We start from the raw sequence: 17,315 nt of genomic DNA on the forward strand, positions 1-17,315 counted from the left end.
TTCACGCCATTTTTTGCGGCTAAAAAGTTAACGCTGTCGCCGTTTGGCGGCTATTCGAGGGTTTCACCCCCGATTGTTGCGCGCATTGGAACGATCTGTTCAAAGCCAGTCGCGCAGTATGGGAATCAGCGGCAGGTCAGCGGCGGGCATTGGGTAGTCGCGCAGATTTTCTGGCCGCACCCATTTCAACGCCTGCCCTTCGCGTGATTGTGGTTGGCCGCCCCATTTGCGGCAGGCAAATAGCGGCATCAGCAGGTGAAAGCTGTCATAGCTGTGGCTGGCAAAGGTCAGCGGGGCCAGACAGGAATCCCATGTCTCTATCCCCAGTTCTTCGTGCAATTCGCGGATAAGCGCGGCTTCGGGTGTTTCGCCCGGTTCGACCTTGCCGCCGGGAAACTCCCACAACCCTGCCATGGATTTGCCGGTCGGGCGCTGGGCAAGCAGCACGCGCCCGTCCGGGTCAATCAGCGCAACGGCAGAGACAAGAACGACCTTCACGACCGGTAATCCGCGTTGATTTCGATGTACCGGTTGGTCAGATCGCAGGTCCAGACCTTGGCCGCGCCCACGCCCAAGCGCAGGTCCACACCGATCACAAGTTCCTGCCCTTGCATGTAGGTTGCCCCGATTTCCTCGGTGTAGCTGGGGGCGGCCTGCCCCTGATAAGCCACCAGATGCGGTCCGAAACGGATGGACAGACGGTCGCGATCAGCCTCTGCGCCGGACTTGCCAATAGCCATGACAACCCGGCCCCAGTTCGGATCTTCGCCCGCGACAGCCGTTTTCACCAGCGGCGAATTGGCGATTGCCATCGCGACGCGGCGGGCATCGGCGTCAGAGCGCGCGCCGGACACGGCAACCTCGACGAACTTGGTGGCACCTTCGCCATCACGGACAACCTGGTGCGCCAAGTCCAGCATCACGCTGTTCAGCGCGTCGGCAAAGCTTTTTGCCTCTGGGCTTGCAACATCGTCGATCAGCGGCGCATCGCTGGCGCCCGTGGCTGCGACCAGCAGCATGTCGGATGTCGAGGTGTCGCTATCGACGGTAATGCAGTTGAAGCTGGCATCCGTCCCGCGCGACACGATGGATTGCAGCGCGCTGCGCGTGATTTTTGCATCGGTAAAAATGTAGACCAGCATTGTCGCCATATCGGGTGCGATCATGCCCGATCCCTTGGCAATGCCCGCGATCTGCACGGTTTCACCGCCGATGGTGACACTTGCGGCCGCACCCTTCGGGTAAGTGTCGGTGGTCATGATGGCGCGGGCGGCATCGGGCAAGGCATCTTCTGCCAACGCGCCGGACAGCCCCTCTAGCACATCTGTAATGCGCTGGTCCGGCAAAGCCTCGCCAATGACGCCGGTGGACGAGGTGAACACCCGCGACGAGGGCAGTTCAAGCAACTCTGCAACGGCACCGGCTATCGCCTGCACCGATTGGCCGCCGGCAGCACCGGTAAAGGCATTGGCATTGCCGGAATTGACCAGAATGGCCGCGCCAGTGTCGCTGTCAGCGCCGATCTTGGCCTGCGCATCCAGCACAGAGGCCGCGCGCGTTGCTGACCGCGTGAAGGTGCCCGCCATCACGGTTCCGGGTGCCAGATGGGCCAGCATCACATCGGCCCGGCCCGCATAACGGACACCTGCCATGGCGGTGGCAAAGCGCACACCGCGGATGACCGGCAGTTTTGGGAATGCGTCGGGTGCCAGCGGAGAGATCGTCGCGTCCGGCTTGGCAAGACCTGCCTGTAGCATGTCGGCGTGTTTTAGCTGTGCCTTGAGAGCTTTGATCTTGGCTTTCAGCTTCTTGGTTTTCTTGCCCATCGGACACCCCATGAAAAAGCCGGCCCGCGACGGGGCCGGCGGCATGGGGTAAGTCCCTACACCTTGCGTGATTACTCGTCCAGAACCTCGGCGTCGCCGGATGCAACCGGTGCCAAGGCGTCAAGATTGCGCGAAATGTCGGCGGTTTCGGTAACGCGCGCGATCTCGGCCTCGACGGCTTCGCGCTGGATCGTTTGAACAAGCTGCTCGCGCACCTCTTCCATCGCGGGGGCCGTCGACATGCGGGTGTCGTTCAGGATGACAAGATGCCAGCCGAATTGAGTTTGCAGCGGGCCAGCGATTTCGCCGACTTCCATGCTGGTGACGGCCTCTTCGAATTCTTGCACCATAGCGCCAAGTCCGAACCAACCAAGCGAGCCGCCATTTGCTGCCGCGCCATCGGTCGAATTCTCACGCGCCAGTTCCGCGAAATCCGCGCCTTCATCCAGTTGGGTTTTCAGCGCCTGCGCCTCTTCCTCGGTTTCGACAATGATATGCGAGGCGTTGAACTCTGGCGTCGGCTCGCGCCCGTCGAACTCGGTGACAAAGGCGGTATAGGCCTCTTCGATGGCTTCGTCGCTGATCGCGGCTTCTGCCGCGCGGGTCAGCGCCGTATTGGCCATGAAATCGCGCCGCCCGTTTTCCAGCGCAACCTCGTCGGCGACAGACAGCGTCCCTTCGACCGATTGCATCAATGCGGTCTGGTCGATCAGTTGGTTCACCAAGGGCTCCAGCAGAGAGTCCATGGGCATCTGCTGGAATTGCTCGGGCAGGCTGGTGCGGGCTTGCAGAACATGACCTACCGTAATCTCGACACCATTTACCGTGGCGACAACCGTTTCCGGGCCGGGTTCTTGGGCGCTGGCACCCGTTGCCAGCCCGACAGCAAGGGCAAAGGCAGGCAAAGCTCGCGAAATTCTGACCATATTGGGCTCTCCATTTCCTGCGCGGCGGGCGCGCTTTGTTGACAGTCTCAGGGCCGCCCATTAACACCGCCGCATAGGTTCTGCGACGTTCGGGGCCGTGCGGTTCACCTGCCCTTCTATGGAAGCCTGCGCGTGCCGACAACCCCGGCGCGTGGCAGGCAGCAATGACGATTTGGTCAGCGGCGCGTGCGCGCGCCAACAGGTGGAGAGAGCATGCTGGGTCTTGGGGCAGTATCGAAAAAGATCTTTGGCACGGCCAATGACCGAACGGTCAAGGCGGTGCGCCCACTGGTCGCCAAAATCAACGCGCTGGAGCCGGAGTTCGAGGCACTGTCAGACGAGGGCCTTATCGCCAAGACCGAAGAGTTGAAGGCCCGCGTGGCCGAAGGCGCGTCATTGGACGATGTGTTGCCCGAAGCCTTCGCCAACTGCCGTGAAGGCGCGCGCCGCGCGCTTGGCCTGCGCGCTTTTGACGTGCAGTTGATCGGCGGCATCTTTCTGCACCAAGGCAATATCGCGGAAATGAAAACGGGCGAGGGCAAGACCCTTGTCGCCACGCTGCCCGCCTATCTGAACGCACTGGCGGGCAAGGGCGTGCATATTGTGACCGTGAACGATTATCTGGCGCAGCGCGACTCGACATGGATGGGCAAGGTTTTCGAAAAGCTCGGCATGCGCACGGGCGTTGTCTATTCGCAGCAACCCGACGCTGAGAAGCCCGACGCCTACGCCGCTGATGTGACCTATGCCACCAATAACGAGTTGGGCTTCGATTACCTGCGCGACAATATGCGCACACGGGTCGAGGACATGAACCAGCGCCCGCATTTCTATGCGATCGTGGACGAGGTCGACTCTATCCTGATCGACGAGGCCCGCACGCCGCTGATCATCTCTGGCCCGGCTGATGACCGGTCGGAGTTGTATACCAAGGTTGATACGCTGATCCCGTCGCTGACCGAAGAGCATTTCACGCTGGATGAAAAGCTTCGCAACACCACGCTGACCGAGGAAGGTAACGAGTTCATCGAGGAAAAGCTGCGTGAGACCGGTATGCTGGAAGACGGCATGTCGCTCTATGACCCTGAGGCGACCTCGCTTGTGCACCATGTAAATCAGGGCCTGCGCGCGCACAAACTGTTCCACAAGGACCAAAACTATATCGTGCGCGACGGGCAGGTTGTGCTGATCGACGAATTCACCGGTCGGATGATGACCGGACGCCGCCTGTCGGAAGGGTTGCATCAGGCAATCGAGGCCAAGGAAGGCGTGGCCATCCAGCCCGAAAACGTGACCTATGCGTCTGTCACCTTCCAGAACTATTTCCGCATGTATGAAAAGCTGGCGGGCATGACCGGCACGGCCACGACCGAGGCGTCGGAATTCAAGGAAATCTATAACCTTGGTGTGGTGGAAATTCCGACCAACCTGCCAATTGCCCGCTTGGATGAAGACGATCAGGTTTACCGCACCGCCAAAGAGAAGCTGCAAGGCGTGCTAGAGGAAATCCGCTCGGCTCACGCCAAGGGCCAGCCGATTCTGGTCGGCACAACGTCGATCGAAAAGTCCGAAGAACTGGCGGCCATGCTGAAAGAAGCGGGCATACCGCATAATGTGCTCAACGCCCGCCAGCATGAAAAAGAAGCCCAGATTGTCGGCGATGCGGGCCGCTTGGGTGCTGTGACTATTGCCACCAACATGGCCGGGCGCGGCACCGACATCCAGCTTGGCGGCAATGTCGATATGCGGGTCATGCAGGATTTGGATGAGAACCCCGATGCGGACCCGGCAGAAACGCGCGCCCGAATAGAGGCCGAAGTCGCTGACGAGAAAAACAAGGTCCGCGACGCGGGCGGGTTGTTCGTGCTGGCGACGGAGCGCCACGAAAGCCGCCGCATCGACAATCAGTTGCGCGGGCGGTCTGGCCGTCAGGGCGATCCGGGGCGCTCGGTGTTTTTCCTATCACTCGAAGACGATCTGATGCGGATTTTCGGGTCCGAGCGTCTTGAAAAAGTGCTGTCCACCCTTGGCATGAAAGAGGGCGAGGCGATCGTGCACCCGTGGGTGAACAAATCGCTCGAGAAAGCGCAGGCCAAGGTCGAGGGTCGCAATTTCGACATGCGCAAGGAACTGTTGAAATACGACAACGTCATGAACGAGCAGCGCCGGGTCATTTTTGACCAACGTCTGGAGATCATGCGCGCCGATGACCTGTCGGAAATCACCGGGGACATGCGCCATCAGGTCATCGACGATCTGATCGACGCGCATATGCCGCCCAAATCCTATTCAGAGCAATGGGATATGGACGGGCTGCAAACCGCCCTGCGCGACAAGATGGGGCTGGACCTGCCCGCGCCCGAATGGGGCGAAGAAGATGGCGTTGACCAAGACGTTGTCCGCGAACGTGTGGCCGAAGCGTCGGATGCGCTGATGGCCCAAAAAGAAGAGCAATTCGGGTCCGATACGCTGCGAAATCTGGAAAAACAGGTTCTGGTCGAAACGATCGACCGCAAATGGCGCGAACATTTGCTGACGTTGGACCATCTGCGATCTGCCGTGCGCTTCCGTGGCTATGCTCAGAAAGACCCGCTGAACGAATACAAGGCCGAAGGCTTCGTATTGTTCGAAGCGATGCTGAATTCGCTGCGTGAGGATGTCACGCAATACCTGGCGCGCATGCGCCCGTTGACCGAACAAGAGCAAAAGGAAATGTTGCAGAAGATGGCGCTGCAACAACAGGCCCAGCAAGTAGCGGATGAGAATGGCGGGGCTGCTCCGACACCGCTGGTCGACGGGTTTGACGAGAATGACCCGTCCACATGGGGCAATCCCGGGCGGAACGACCTGTGCCCCTGCGGCTCTGGCAAGAAATTCAAACATTGCCACGGCCAAATTCTTTAATTTGGGGCTGATTGCACGCGTTTCGGCATCAATACCGTCAAACGGCCAATCTTTGGCCGCTTTCCCGCCCGATTTCGGTGCCAGCTTATCCACAGGTGAACATGTGGGTGAGAGTGATGAACCGGCAATTGATTATACGCGGTGTAGCCGTTTCGACAGCGGCGATTGCGGCCTCTGTTTTTGCGGCGGGCCAGTTTTTCGGGGATCAGAGCGCGATTGCGCCTTCTGGTGTGGTGTCGGGCGATGCCACCCAGGTACGTGGGGCCGGCCTTGTCGGCGGTTCGTCTTTCTCGCCACCCCCGCAGACAACGCTGCCGGATGGCTCAAAGAGCCCATCGCTGGCATTCCTTGAAACCGATTCGGCCCCCGATCAAGCGGCGGCTCCTCGTGGTTCCGAGCGCGGGACACTGGAGTTCACGGCGCTCGATTCGTCACAGGACAAAGCTGCCGCGCCCGATGTGCAGAGCGACATCAGCCCCGTTCTTGCTTTGGCAGAGCCTGAAACACCGCTTTGCGCATCCGAGATGACAGCAAGCCCCGCGATTGACGGATTGTTCGAACTCCGCATCTCGGCGCCGTGCAACACCGGCGAACGGGTTGTGGTCAGCCATGGCGACCTTGCCTTTACCACCAAGCTTGATCAGGAGGGCAAATTTTCTGCCTACCTGCCTGCTTTGTCTGCCACAGTGGCGGTCGATGCCTTTCTGTCTGATGACACGCTTTTGCAGGCATCTACCGAAGTGCCCGATTTCGACCAATATGCACGCATGATCGTGCAATGGAGCGGCGAGGACACACTGGCGCTGCACGCCTATCACCGTGGCGCGACGTATGGCGAGGAGGGGCATATCCACTCTATGAACCCGTTTGACCCGGCGTTGGAAGAAGCGTTTCTTGTTTCCTTGGGTGACTCGGAGGCGCTGGAACCGATGTTGGCACAGGTTTATTCCGTGCCTTTGGCACAAGCCACGGACACGCGTTTGCAACTGGAACTTGGCACGTCGGCACAGACCTGTGGGAATGACCTGTCGGCCTACGTCATGTCCACGGCTGGTGCGCAGGCCGGTCAACCGCGCGAACTGCGTGTGGCAATGCCCGCTTGTGGCACCGGTGACGGGTTCGTGCAGGTAGATCTGCCGTTTGACGCCGCCACCCCAGAGGCCGCCGGGCTGGAATTTACCGCAGACCAGTCTTGAGAGCGCGATCCAGACAGCGCCTTGCCGGTCACAAAAGCCCGGTGGCGCGGAAACTGATTTCGCAAGATTTTCCAATAACAAGATGATCGTGCAGAGTAACAGATAAACACTCCCCAGCACGCTGTATCTGTTCGGTCATCGCGATATCGGCCTGCGAGGGTGTCGGGTCGCCTGACGGATGGTTATGAACAAGAATCAGGGCCGTAGCGTTCAGCTCTAGCGCGCGGCGCATGATTTCGCGCGGGTAGACCGGCACATGGTCCACGGTTCCGCTGCCTTGCACCTCATCCGCAATCAGACTGTTTTTGCGATCCAGAAACAGCACCCGGAACTCTTCGGTTTCCCGGTGGGACATTGCCGTATGGCAATAGTCAAGCAGCGCGTCCCAGCTTGAAATGACCGGCCGCCCCATCACGCGGGCGCGCGCCATACGTTGCGCGCAGGCTGCGGCCAGCTTCAATTCGAGCACAACAGCATCGCCGACACCTGCGACCTTGCGCAATGGGGTTTCCGGCGCCGACACCACGCGGGCCAGATCGCCAAAATCATCAATCAGCCGGCGCGCCAATGGTTTCACATCCTGCCGGGGGATCGCCCGAAACAAGAGCAGCTCCAACAGTTCATAGTCCGGAACGGCATCCGCACCCCCTGTCAGGAAGCGCGCGCGTAGCCGCTTGCGGTGGTCGCGCAGGTAAGACGGCTGTTTGTCGCGGCCTGTTTCTACATCGCGATCGGGCACTGCCCTGGCCGCGTCTGCGAACAAGGGCAACGCGCCATCTTGAAAACCTGAATCCGACTGTCCCATGCCGCAAGCCTGCACATTAAGCACTAACAAGAGGTTAAGCTGCATAAGCGTGCTCAGAATTGTTGCCACAACCAGAATCAGGTGCTACGTTTCTCACAAGTGTGAGATTTTCCCGTGATAAGCGGGTATCCGCGCACTTAAGAGGATTTGAGCAGTCAACTATAAAAAATTTTTCATACTTGGAGGACTATCAATGAAAAAAATCGCGCTCCCGGCCCTTGCACTTGCAATGGCCCCCTTCTTCTCGGCACCGGCGGCGGCATGGGAAGGTCACGTTGTTGAATGTTTCGACAAGGTCTATGTGGCCCCCGAATACAAATACACCAAGCACTTGGTGAAGCATGCCAAAACCAAGCTGGAGCATCGCGGCAAGGGCAAGCACATGCAGGTCGTGCGTGTGCACTACCCGGCCGTGTATGAGCAAAGCCGCACGCTCGTGCGCGCTGGCCACTACGTCATGAAGCCTGCGAAGTGCCATCACTAAGGCCATGCCCCGCCATCGTCACACCGACCTGCATTGCGGGTAACTTTGCAGTGTTGGCGTGATCTGGCGGGCCACAAAAATCCCTGTCGCAGTTAGCTGCGGCAGGGTTTTGTACAATTTGATGTCATAGCCATTTCACTCACACATCGGAGGCGCGCATGCGCAACGTATGTATCTTGGCGTTTTGCGGCCTCTTGCCGGGCTGCGCAGTTTTTTCAACAGAGTGCGCCGATGAGCGGGCGGCGTTGCGAGAAGCCGATTCAGCAATCGCACATGCCCAAAGCACAGGAAAAGGTGTCTTCACGGGGCAGTTCGCATCGCGCGGAATGGCGACATATCATTGCGCGCCGGGACGGTCGGGGCAGGTGCGTTGCACACAATCCGCAAGTGCCGCGCCATCCGCAAATGTTGAGGAACTATACCGCAAACGCGATGCTGCCGCCATGCGGGTTGCGCAAATGTGCAACGGGTAAACCGGCGCCAATGCCGCCTCAGATCGGCAGGCCGCGCATCAAGCGCGGCATGTCGCCGGTCAGGCCAGCGGCTTCTCTGATACAGGCGCGCCGCAGTCCGGGCAACGCACCGACCACCCCAAGCCCCAGATCGCGAATGCCTCTCAGCACCGGGTTGTCGTTGGAGAACAGGCGGTTCACGCCATCGGTTCCCACAGCCATGAGCATGGTGTCGAACCGGCGCCATTGTTGATACCGCTCCAGCACAAGCGGGCTTGCGATATCTTCGCCGCGCCTTGCGGCTTCGGTCACAACCTCGGCCAGCGCCGCAATATCGCGCAGCCCCAGGTTGAATCCCTGCCCGGCAATTGGGTGCAACCCATGCGCGGCATCGCCGACAAGCGCCAGCCGTGGCCCGATGAACCGATTGGCGACACTCAGACGCAACGGATAGGCATAGCGTTTGCCCGCAAGCGCGATCTCTCCCAGAAAACTGCCGAAGCGGGGGCGCAGCACGTCCAGATAGGCTGCGTCGTCCATCGCGTGAATTTCCGCAGCGCGCGCGGTCGTCTCGCTCCAGACAATCGAGGACCTGTTTCCCGGCAGCGGCAGGATTGCCAGAGGCCCCGGAGGCATGAAGAACTGATGCGCGACACCCTCATGCGGTAACGCGTGTTCGACCGCGCAGACCAATCCGGTCTGGCCATAATCCCACCCTGTGCGGCGAATACCTGCGCGCGTGGCAGTGCCACTGTCGCGCCCGTCGCAGCCGACAACAAGTCGGGCACGCAACCTTCGGCCAGAGGCAAGCTGAACTGTCGCGCCATGCGCATCCGCCGATTGCGCAACGACCGTTTCGCCCGAAAGCTGGGTGATTCCGGCGGCGTCCATCGCGTCTATCAGCGCGGGCCGCAAGTGGCGGTCTTCCAGCATATGGCCCATTGGGCCTTCTTCGATCTCTGCGTGGTCGAATTGCAGGAAAAACGGCGCGGCGCCTTCGCCTGCGCGCCCGTCGCTGGCAACGATCTTCAGCATCGGTTGCGCGTGCTCAGCGACACGCGGCCAAAGCCCGATTCCGTCCAGCACCCGAATAGAGGCCAGTGCGAGCGCATAGGACCGGCCGTCAAACCCGGCTTCGGCGCGCGTATCTTTCGGCAGTGCATCGACCACGACTACGCTCTGGCCCGTCCCTGCCAGCGCCAAGGCCAAGGCCGGGCCGTTCAGCCCGCCGCCCACGATCAGAATATCAGCATCATATTTCATATCGGGGCATATGCGGCAGCGTATGCCGACTGTCCATGTGGCATATTGATCGTTCCAATTTCATCTTGCTCCAAATACTCTGCCACAACACGGGCAAACCGCAAGACCGGGGGTTAGATGCAAGACTGGTTGACCAGAAGCGCCATGTCGCAGGGGCGCGCGATCGGGCAGGGGGCGCTTTGCCCGCTTGCCCTGACAGAGGCCTGTCTGACCGCGATCCATGACCACCCGTTGCGTGATCGGATCTATTCCACGACCACAGATTCCCGCGCGCTGGACGAGGCGGTGGCCGCGCGCAGCAGGGCGCGGGCAGGATTGCGCCGCAGCCCGCTCGACGGCGTTCCACTGTCATGGAAAGATCTGTTCGACAGTGCAGGCACAGCAACAGAGGCCGGGTCGGCCTTGTTGGCGGGCCGCGTCCCGGCCCGCGATGCGCATGTTCTGGCATCCGCCGCACAAGCGGGCGCGATCTGTCTGGGCAAAACCCACATGACCGAATTCGCCTATTCCGGTTTGGGCCTGAACCCCGTGACCGGCACGCCGCCTTGCGTGAATGATCGCGCCGCTGTGCCGGGCGGCAGTTCATCCGGGGCGGCGGCGTCGGTGGCCTTTGGTCTGGCGGCGCTTGGCGTCGGGTCGGATACCGGCGGGTCCGTGCGCATTCCGGCGGCGTGGAACGATCTGGTCGGGTTGAAAACCACGCATGGGCGTCTGCCGCTGGACGGGGTGGTTCCGTTGGCGCGCCGGTTCGACACGGTCGGCCCACTGGCCCGCAGCATAGAGGATTGCGCAGCGTTTCTGGCAATGCTTGAAGGGCGGCCTGCGCCCGATTTGCGCGGCGCTAGCCTTGCGGGGCGGCGGATTCTTGTGCTCGATGGTGCCGCATTCGAGGATATCCGCGCCGAGCCGATGCACGCGTTTGATGATGCCGTTGCCCGACTGGAGTGTGCGGGTGCGCGCTTGTCCCGCGTCAGTTTACCAGTCGTGGACGAGGTTCTGGCCCTATCGGCCATCATCTACACGCCAGAGGCTTGGGCCGAATGGCGCGACCTGATCGAAACACGCCCCGATGTGATGTTTCCACCCATTCTGGCGCGGTTCCGTTCCGGCGCGGATCATGCCGCCGCCGATTATATTGCCGCATGGAACAGGCTGAATGCCTTGCGCAAAGGCTATCTTGCGCAGGTGGCGGGGTATGATGCTGTCATCCTGCCGACCGCCCCCAACATGCCGCCCAATGCTGAACGTCTTATGGCCGACGAGGGCTACTATGCCACTGAAAACCTGCTGACCCTGCGCAACACCCGCATCGCGAACATGCTGGGCCTGTGTGCGCTGACCCTGCCGACCAACACGCCTTCCGCCGGGGTCAGCTTCATGTGCCCACCGATGGAGGATAACCGGCTGTTGCGGCTTGGCGCAGCAGCGGAACAGGTGGTGCGCAGCTAGAATTTGGGCTCGCGCGCGCTGTTCAACGCTAAATCTGGTGTGCCCTGCGCAGTCTGCGAAAATGCCACAATTTCGCGGGGTTATGGCGCACTCTTCACCCAAGAAGCTGGACGCAAGCGCAGCGGCGCGCTATGCTGCAACCAATATCGGGGCAAAAGATCCCGAAAACCAGAGGCAGTCCATGCAAGTTCCAGAGCGGTTTTCGAACCTGCCTGAATACGCGTTTCCGCGCCTGCGGGCGTTGCTAGATCACCATGCGCCGGGGGGCGAGGTGGTCGCGATGACGATTGGCGAGCCGCGCCACGAGATGCCGCCATTTCTGGCAGAGGTGTTGCAGTCCCATACCCAGCTATTCGCGAAATATCCGGTCAATGAGGGGATTCCCGAATTGCTGGACGCGATCAGCGGTTGGCTGTCGCGGCGCTATGGCGTCACGGTGCCGCAATCGCAGATCATGGCGTTGAATGGCACGCGCGAAGGGTTGTTCAACGCAGCCCTTGCGCTCTGCCCCGAGGAAAAGGACGGCAAACGCCCTGTCATCCTGACACCGAACCCGTTTTATCAGGTCTATGCCGTCGCGGCGCTGGCGGTCGCGGCAGAACCGGTTTTCGTGCCCGCCACGGCAGAGACGGGCTATCTGCTCGATTACACCGCCTTGCCGCCCGAATTGCTGGACCGCGTGGCAATTGCCTATGTCTGCTCGCCCTCTAACCCGCAAGGCGCGGTTGCGGATCGTGCTTATTGGCGTGACCTGCTTGCGCTGGCGGAAAAGCATGACTTCCGCATCTTTGCGGATGAATGCTATTCCGAGATTTACCGCAGTGCGCCGCCCCCCGGCGCGTTAGAAGCGGCGCGCGATGCGGGTGCCGACCCGGAGCGCGTGTTGAGTTTTCATTCGCTGTCGAAGCGGTCGAACCTGCCCGGATTGCGCTCTGGCTTTGTGGCCGGTGGCCCCGACAGCATTCGCCGCATTCGCCAGTTGTGCGCCTACGCCGGCGCACCATTGCCCGAACCGTTGCAGCATGTTGCCGCAAGCGCGTGGGCGGATGAGCGTCACGTCGACCGCTCGCGCGCGCTCTATCAGCAGAAATATGCGCTGGCTGACCGGGTCTTTGCGCAGACGCCGGGATACAAGGGCCCCGAAGGCGGGTTTTTCCTTTGGCTGCCGGTGCCCGACGGCGAAGCGGCGGCATTGAGGCTGTGGCGTGAAACCGGCATTCGCGTGCTGCCCGGCGCGTATCTGGCGCGCGAACAGGACGGGGTGAACCCCGGTCACAGCTTTATCCGTGTGGCCATGGTCACGCCCATTGATGAAATCCAAGCCGCGCTGGTCCGCCTGCGCGATTGTCTGTATCGCTGAGAGGTCTTTTCCGATGGCATCCTACAACATCAATCAGCGTGACCCGTTGCTGGACAGTAACCTGTCGGCCTTGGTGCAGAAACGCGGGCGCGAACTGGTGGGCCTGTGCTTTCTGGTGCTGGCCTTTCTGATTGCGGTGATGCTGGGGTCTTACACGCCGGAAGATCCGGGTTGGATGGCGGCCTCTGACGAACCCGTGCGCAATTCGCTGGGTCGCGCGGGGGCGACCTTGGCCGCGCCGCTGATGGTTATTCTGGGGTTGGCCAGTTGGGGTCTGGTGGTGTTCTGTCTGGGATGGGGCTTGCGGCTGGTTCTGGCGCGCGGGCATGACGGGCTGATGGCGCGCGGCGTTTTTCTGCCCATTGCATTGGCGCTGGCGGCGGTCTGGTGCGCCACCCTCGTGCCCGGCGCGGACTGGCAACCGGTGACGGGTCTTGGCGGCGTGTTCGGCGACACGGTTCTGGGTGCCGTTGTCAATGCCCTGCCAATGAGCGCAGGCGCGGGTGTCCGTGTTATGTCGGTGCTGATGCTGGTGGGGGCCTTGGCGGTCTGGGGCTATGTGCTGGGCGTATCCCTGCGCGAGGTTCTGAAGTTCGGCACTTTCCTGATTTCAGGTGTGGTGTTGCTGTATGCCGGCCTGGTTGCTCTGCTGCGCGGCGGTGTGGGCCAAGGCATAAAAGGGGCGCAGCGCGCTGGCGGGGCAATGTTGCAGGCCCGTCAGCAGGCGCAGACGCGGGCAATGCAGCGCCAGACGCCTGAGCCGGAGCCGGAACTGTGGGAAACCCACCCGCCCTACACAGCCCAACCCGCGCCGCGCCGCGCGCCGCCGGTCATTCGCGCCAACGCGCCAATGGCAGAGCCGCCCCTGTCTGCGCAACGCAGACCCGTGGAGCCGCCGATGTCGGCCCCCATGCCTGTTGCCGCACCGGCGCAAGCGGCCTATGACGACAGCTACGAGGAACGTCCCAGCCTTCTGGCGCGGCTCAAATCACTGAGCGCGCGGCCAGAGGCCCCGCAGCCGATGCCAGAGCCTGAACTGATAGAGCCGCCGCTGACCCATGGTGCGGCGATGGCCAACGCGCCAGCGGGCGACCAGATCCGCTCGCGCATTGCCGATGCGATCCGGCACCGAAAACCTGCAAAGCCGGTCTTCCAGTTTGATCGCGACCAGCGTCCCGCAGAGCCGCGCGTCACCGCGCCGGACCCGGAACCGCAGGTTGCGCAAACGCAGTCCGATCCGCAATTCTCCGCCCAGCTTTCGGCGAGCATCTCTCCTGAAATGCCCGCCGTTCCAATGCCAGACTGGATGCGCGCTTCTGCCCCCGTTGCCGATGCGCCGAAGGCCGCAGAGCCGGCACCTGCTGCGGCACCCGCGCCACGGGCCGGTGCCCATGTCTTGCAGCGCCGCGTGGTGGCTCCGACTGCGCGAAAGGTGCAACCGTCCCGCCAGGCGCAGGCCGAAGCGGAACCCGCCTTCCGGTTTGAGCCCGACGCGCCCAGTTTCGAGTTGCCGCCGCTCGGTTTGCTGCAAAACCCGTCAGAGGTGGAGCGTTTCAGCCTGAGCGATGACGCGCTGGAGGAAAACGCCCGCATGCTGGAAGCGGTGCTGGACGATTACGGCGTGCGCGGCGAGATTGTCAGCGTGCGGCCCGGTCCCGTCGTCACGCAATACGAACTGGAACCTGCGCCCGGTCTGAAAGCCAGCCGCGTGATCGGTCTGGCCGATGACATTGCACGGTCCATGTCGGCGCTGTCCGCGCGGGTTTCGACCGTTCCGGGGCGGTCGATTATCGGGATCGAATTGCCCAATGCGCACCGCGAAAAGGTCGTGCTGCGTGAAATTCTTGCCGCGCGCGACTTTGGTGACAGCAATATGCGCCTGCCGTTGGCGCTGGGCAAAGGCATTGACGGCGAGCCGATCGTCGCCAATCTTGCCAAGATGCCCCACTTGCTGATTGCAGGGACCACAGGGTCCGGCAAATCGGTGGCGATCAACACCATGATCCTGTCCTTGCTGTATCGGCTGCCGCCCGAAGATTGCCGGATGATCATGATCGACCCGAAGATGCTGGAGCTGTCAGTCTATGACGGCATTCCGCATCTGTTATCGCCCGTTGTGACCGATCCGAAAAAGGCGGTCGTGGCCCTGAAATGGGTCGTGGGCGAGATGGAAGAACGCTACCGCAAGATGTCGAAAATGGGCGTGCGCAATATTGATGGCTACAATGGCCGCGTGCGCGAGGCTTTGGCCGCGGGAGAGATGTTCAAACGCACCATCCAGACCGGATTCGACGATGAAACCGGCGATCCCGTGTTCGAGACCGAGGAATTCGAACCCGAAGTGCTGCCCTTCATCGTGGTTGTGGTCGATGAAATGGCCGACTTGATGATGGTCGCGGGCAAGGAGATTGAGGCCTGCATCCAGCGCCTTGCGCAAATGGCGCGGGCGTCGGGCATTCACCTTATCATGGCAACGCAGCGGCCCTCTGTCGATGTGATCACCGGCACGATCAAGGCGAACTTCCCGACGCGGATTTCATTCCAGGTGACCAGCAAAATCGACAGCCGCACGATCCTTGGTGAGCAAGGGGCCGAGCAGCTACTCGGCATGGGCGACATGCTGTATATGGCCGGTGGCGGGCGTGTCAGCCGCATTCACGGGCCGTTCGTCAGCGATGAAGAGGTGGAAGAGGTCGTCAACCATCTGAAATCCTTCGGCCCGCCCGATTACAAATCCGGCGTGGTCGACGGTCCGGAATCCGACAAGGAAGCTGATATCGACGCCGTTCTTGGCCTTGGCGGCAACACCAATGGCGAGGATGCGCTTTACGATCAGGCCGTGCAGGTGGTTATCCAAGACCGCAAATGTTCGACCAGCTACATCCAGCGCAAATTGGGCATAGGCTATAACAAGGCCGCGCGACTGGTGGAGCAGATGGAAGACCAAGGGCTCGTCACCCCCGCAAACCATGTCGGCAAGCGCGAGATTCTGGTGCCGGAGCAGGGGTAAACCGGCCGCGCAATGCCGTGGCAATGGCGCTTGGTCCCTTGCAACACCGTTTGCGTTCGCTGGCCGGTGCGCACAACCGCCGGCAAACGTCGCACCAGCCTCTCACGAAATTGGAAACGGATCCCGTTTGAGGTCACTGCGATAGGCTGTGACACTGGGCATCATGGGACCGGTGCATAAGCTATTCGACGGCTACCATTTCAGAGCACGCGGGCCAAGCAATGCGCCCGCCAGCACGACACTTCCGATCGCGACGGAATAGGCAGGCAGGACGAAAAGCACCATGTCCTTGTCGCAATAGAACGAATAGAGCGCCGCAGCGGCCCCACCAGCGGCCAGCCCAGCGGCGGCCCCTGTCACGCGCGGGCGCATCGACGCCCCGGATGACAGGCCCCAAAGCATGGCGGCCAGCAAGGGCGCGGCAAGGACCGGGACGGAGAGCAGGCATACCAGCAGGCTGGGCGTTGACAATGCGCCAGCCAGCCCCGCCAATCCCTGTTGAGCAAAAACCACCACAAATAACAGCGCGCATAGCAAAAGCGCGCCACCAAGCGCGATTTTGCGGCGTTCATCCGCGACGCCGGGATGCGATAGCGCAAGGGCATACGCGACAGACAGTGCCACCAGCGCCAGCGGCCCAAGCGTTTTCAGAACGGCCATGGACCCCAGGGTGGCCACGATATCCGGCCGCGCGCCCCAGAACAGAATGAATGCAACGACCGACACCGCGACAGCGGGCACCAGCGCCCGGCTGATTTGCCGGATCACGGGCGGCTGCGGCAGAGTGTCCGCAGCGAGGGCGGAAATCAGGTCTTGGGTTCTCATTCGATCATCCTTTCGCGCAACCGGGCAATGGTCTTTAGCGCCCGGTGCAGGGCGACACGTACCGCCCCTTCGGACATATCCAGCCGTGCTGCGGTTTCGGCGGTCGTCTCTCCCTTCAAGCCAAAGGCGCGCACGATCTCTGCCGCGCGTGGTTCCAGCTCACCAAAGATCTTTTCCATATCGCGTCCTTGGGTCGGGTCGGGGCCGGGCTCTGCCGCAAGCCCCTCAGCGAAATCATCAATCGACAGCTCGACACGTCTGCCGCGCGATCTAAACGCATCCACGACCTTGTGACGCGCGATTGCGTATATCCAAGGACGTAGGGGCGCATCGTCACGCCACAAGTGCCGCTTGCGGTGAATCGCAAGCAATACGTCTTGCAGCACATCTTCGCACCCCTCCGGTCCAAGGGCGGCGCCGCGCGCGCGCACGACTTTTCGCAACACCGGCGTGATTGCGGTTAACAATTTGTGATAGGCGCCCGTGTCCCCACGATTGGCCGCGCGCATAAGGTCCTCCAAAGAGTCGAGATCGTCCAACCTATTCACGCCCTCTGTTCGGTACACATACGCAACTTGTTACATAGCAAGGCCGAGAAGTTTCATATACTTCTTCTACTCCAAAACCCGAAAGTTCTCGTGTGTTATGACGCGGAAGTTATCTGACACCTTGTCGCGGAATTTCTTCCATTCCTGCGGGATGGTCTCACGCATGAATGCAAGGATGGCGTCGGCGAATTGCTTCTGACTTCGGTAGTAGCGATTGTGGGTGACATAATGGTGCAAGACCGCCCAAAGACGTTCAATTGGATTGAG

Annotated in this window: 13 protein-coding genes and 1 pseudogene; 6 read left to right on the forward strand and 8 right to left on the reverse strand. The window is 61.3% G+C overall.

Annotated elements, in window-relative coordinates; translation table 11 throughout:
• Positions 1 to 99 precede the first annotated feature (99 nt).
• The 3 genes from ROE7235_RS12715 to ROE7235_RS12725 are packed head-to-tail and all read right to left on the reverse strand — an operon-like array spanning position 100 to position 2,752.
• Entirely contained in the window at positions 100 to 498 is a 399-nt protein-coding gene (locus ROE7235_RS12715) for a (deoxy)nucleoside triphosphate pyrophosphohydrolase (RefSeq protein ID WP_121095909.1), read from the reverse strand.
• The gene (gene argJ / locus ROE7235_RS12720; protein WP_370743722.1) at positions 495 to 1,871 is read right to left on the reverse strand and encodes a bifunctional glutamate N-acetyltransferase/amino-acid acetyltransferase ArgJ; all 1,377 of its coding nucleotides are present in this window, start codon (positions 1,869 to 1,871) and stop codon (positions 495 to 497) included. The genes ROE7235_RS12715 and argJ overlap by 4 nt, the downstream gene beginning before the upstream one ends.
• A gap of 26 nt (positions 1,872 to 1,897) precedes the next feature.
• Positions 1,898 to 2,752 (reverse strand): peptidylprolyl isomerase, encoded by an 855-nt coding sequence (locus ROE7235_RS12725; protein WP_121095911.1) that lies wholly within the window; start codon positions 2,750 to 2,752, stop codon positions 1,898 to 1,900.
• A gap of 213 nt (positions 2,753 to 2,965) precedes the next feature.
• On the opposite strand from ROE7235_RS12725, the gene secA reads away from it, so the two are divergent.
• Both secA and ROE7235_RS12735 read left to right on the forward strand, forming a co-directional pair.
• Complete coding sequence (gene secA, locus ROE7235_RS12730) at positions 2,966 to 5,656, forward strand: preprotein translocase subunit SecA (protein ID WP_121095912.1); 2,691 nt, start codon at positions 2,966 to 2,968, stop codon at positions 5,654 to 5,656.
• Positions 5,657 to 5,772: 116 nt separating this feature from the next.
• Positions 5,773 to 6,852 (forward strand): hypothetical protein, encoded by a 1,080-nt coding sequence (locus ROE7235_RS12735; protein WP_121095913.1) that lies wholly within the window; start codon positions 5,773 to 5,775, stop codon positions 6,850 to 6,852.
• A 28-nt stretch (positions 6,853 to 6,880) separates the two neighbouring features.
• On the opposite strand, the gene radC is transcribed toward ROE7235_RS12735, so the two are convergent.
• On the reverse strand, positions 6,881 to 7,657 hold the full coding sequence (gene radC, locus ROE7235_RS12740) for a RadC family protein (RefSeq protein ID WP_121095914.1): 777 nt from the start codon (positions 7,655 to 7,657) through the stop codon (positions 6,881 to 6,883).
• A gap of 193 nt (positions 7,658 to 7,850) precedes the next feature.
• Between radC and ROE7235_RS12745 the strand changes: the two genes are divergently transcribed.
• On the forward strand, positions 7,851 to 8,141 hold the full coding sequence (locus ROE7235_RS12745) for a hypothetical protein (RefSeq protein WP_121095915.1): 291 nt from the start codon (positions 7,851 to 7,853) through the stop codon (positions 8,139 to 8,141).
• Between the two features lie 491 nt (positions 8,142 to 8,632).
• Here the strand turns inward: ROE7235_RS12745 and ROE7235_RS12755 are convergent, their stop codons facing one another.
• The gene (locus ROE7235_RS12755) at positions 8,633 to 9,856 is read right to left on the reverse strand and encodes an FAD-dependent monooxygenase (protein WP_121095917.1); all 1,224 of its coding nucleotides are present in this window, start codon (positions 9,854 to 9,856) and stop codon (positions 8,633 to 8,635) included.
• Between the two features lie 117 nt (positions 9,857 to 9,973).
• Between ROE7235_RS12755 and ROE7235_RS12760 the strand changes: the two genes are divergently transcribed.
• The 3 genes from ROE7235_RS12760 to ROE7235_RS12770 all read left to right on the forward strand — a co-directional run bounded on the left by ROE7235_RS12760 (position 9,974) and on the right by ROE7235_RS12770 (position 15,675).
• Positions 9,974 to 11,305 carry an amidase gene (locus ROE7235_RS12760; RefSeq protein ID WP_121095918.1) on the forward strand — a complete coding sequence of 444 codons (1,332 nt, stop codon included), beginning with the start codon at positions 9,974 to 9,976 and terminating at the stop codon, positions 11,303 to 11,305.
• A gap of 181 nt (positions 11,306 to 11,486) precedes the next feature.
• A complete protein-coding gene (locus tag ROE7235_RS12765) occupies positions 11,487 to 12,665 on the forward strand; it encodes an aminotransferase class I/II-fold pyridoxal phosphate-dependent enzyme (RefSeq protein WP_121095922.1) in 1,179 nt (392 codons plus the stop codon).
• 13 nt (positions 12,666 to 12,678) lie between these two features.
• Positions 12,679 to 15,675: a DNA translocase FtsK gene (locus ROE7235_RS12770; RefSeq protein ID WP_121095919.1), complete on the forward strand. Its 2,997-nt coding sequence runs from the start codon at positions 12,679 to 12,681 to the stop codon at positions 15,673 to 15,675.
• Between the two features lie 192 nt (positions 15,676 to 15,867).
• Here the strand turns inward: ROE7235_RS12770 and ROE7235_RS12775 are convergent, their stop codons facing one another.
• From ROE7235_RS12775 to ROE7235_RS12785, 3 genes and pseudogenes are all read right to left on the reverse strand, one after another.
• The gene (locus ROE7235_RS12775; protein WP_121095920.1) at positions 15,868 to 16,500 is read right to left on the reverse strand and encodes an NrsF family protein; all 633 of its coding nucleotides are present in this window, start codon (positions 16,498 to 16,500) and stop codon (positions 15,868 to 15,870) included.
• Positions 16,497 to 17,048, reverse strand: a complete 552-nt coding sequence (locus ROE7235_RS12780; protein ID WP_245963960.1) for a sigma-70 family RNA polymerase sigma factor — start codon at positions 17,046 to 17,048, stop codon at positions 16,497 to 16,499. The genes ROE7235_RS12775 and ROE7235_RS12780 overlap by 4 nt, the downstream gene beginning before the upstream one ends.
• Before the next feature lie 66 nt (positions 17,049 to 17,114).
• Positions 17,115 to 17,315: pseudogene (locus ROE7235_RS12785) on the reverse strand (IS630 family transposase); the annotation flags it as partial.

Origin of the sequence: Roseinatronobacter ekhonensis (assembly GCF_900499075.1) — a bacterium.
Classification (GTDB): Bacteria; Pseudomonadota; Alphaproteobacteria; order Rhodobacterales; family Rhodobacteraceae; genus Roseinatronobacter; species Roseinatronobacter ekhonensis.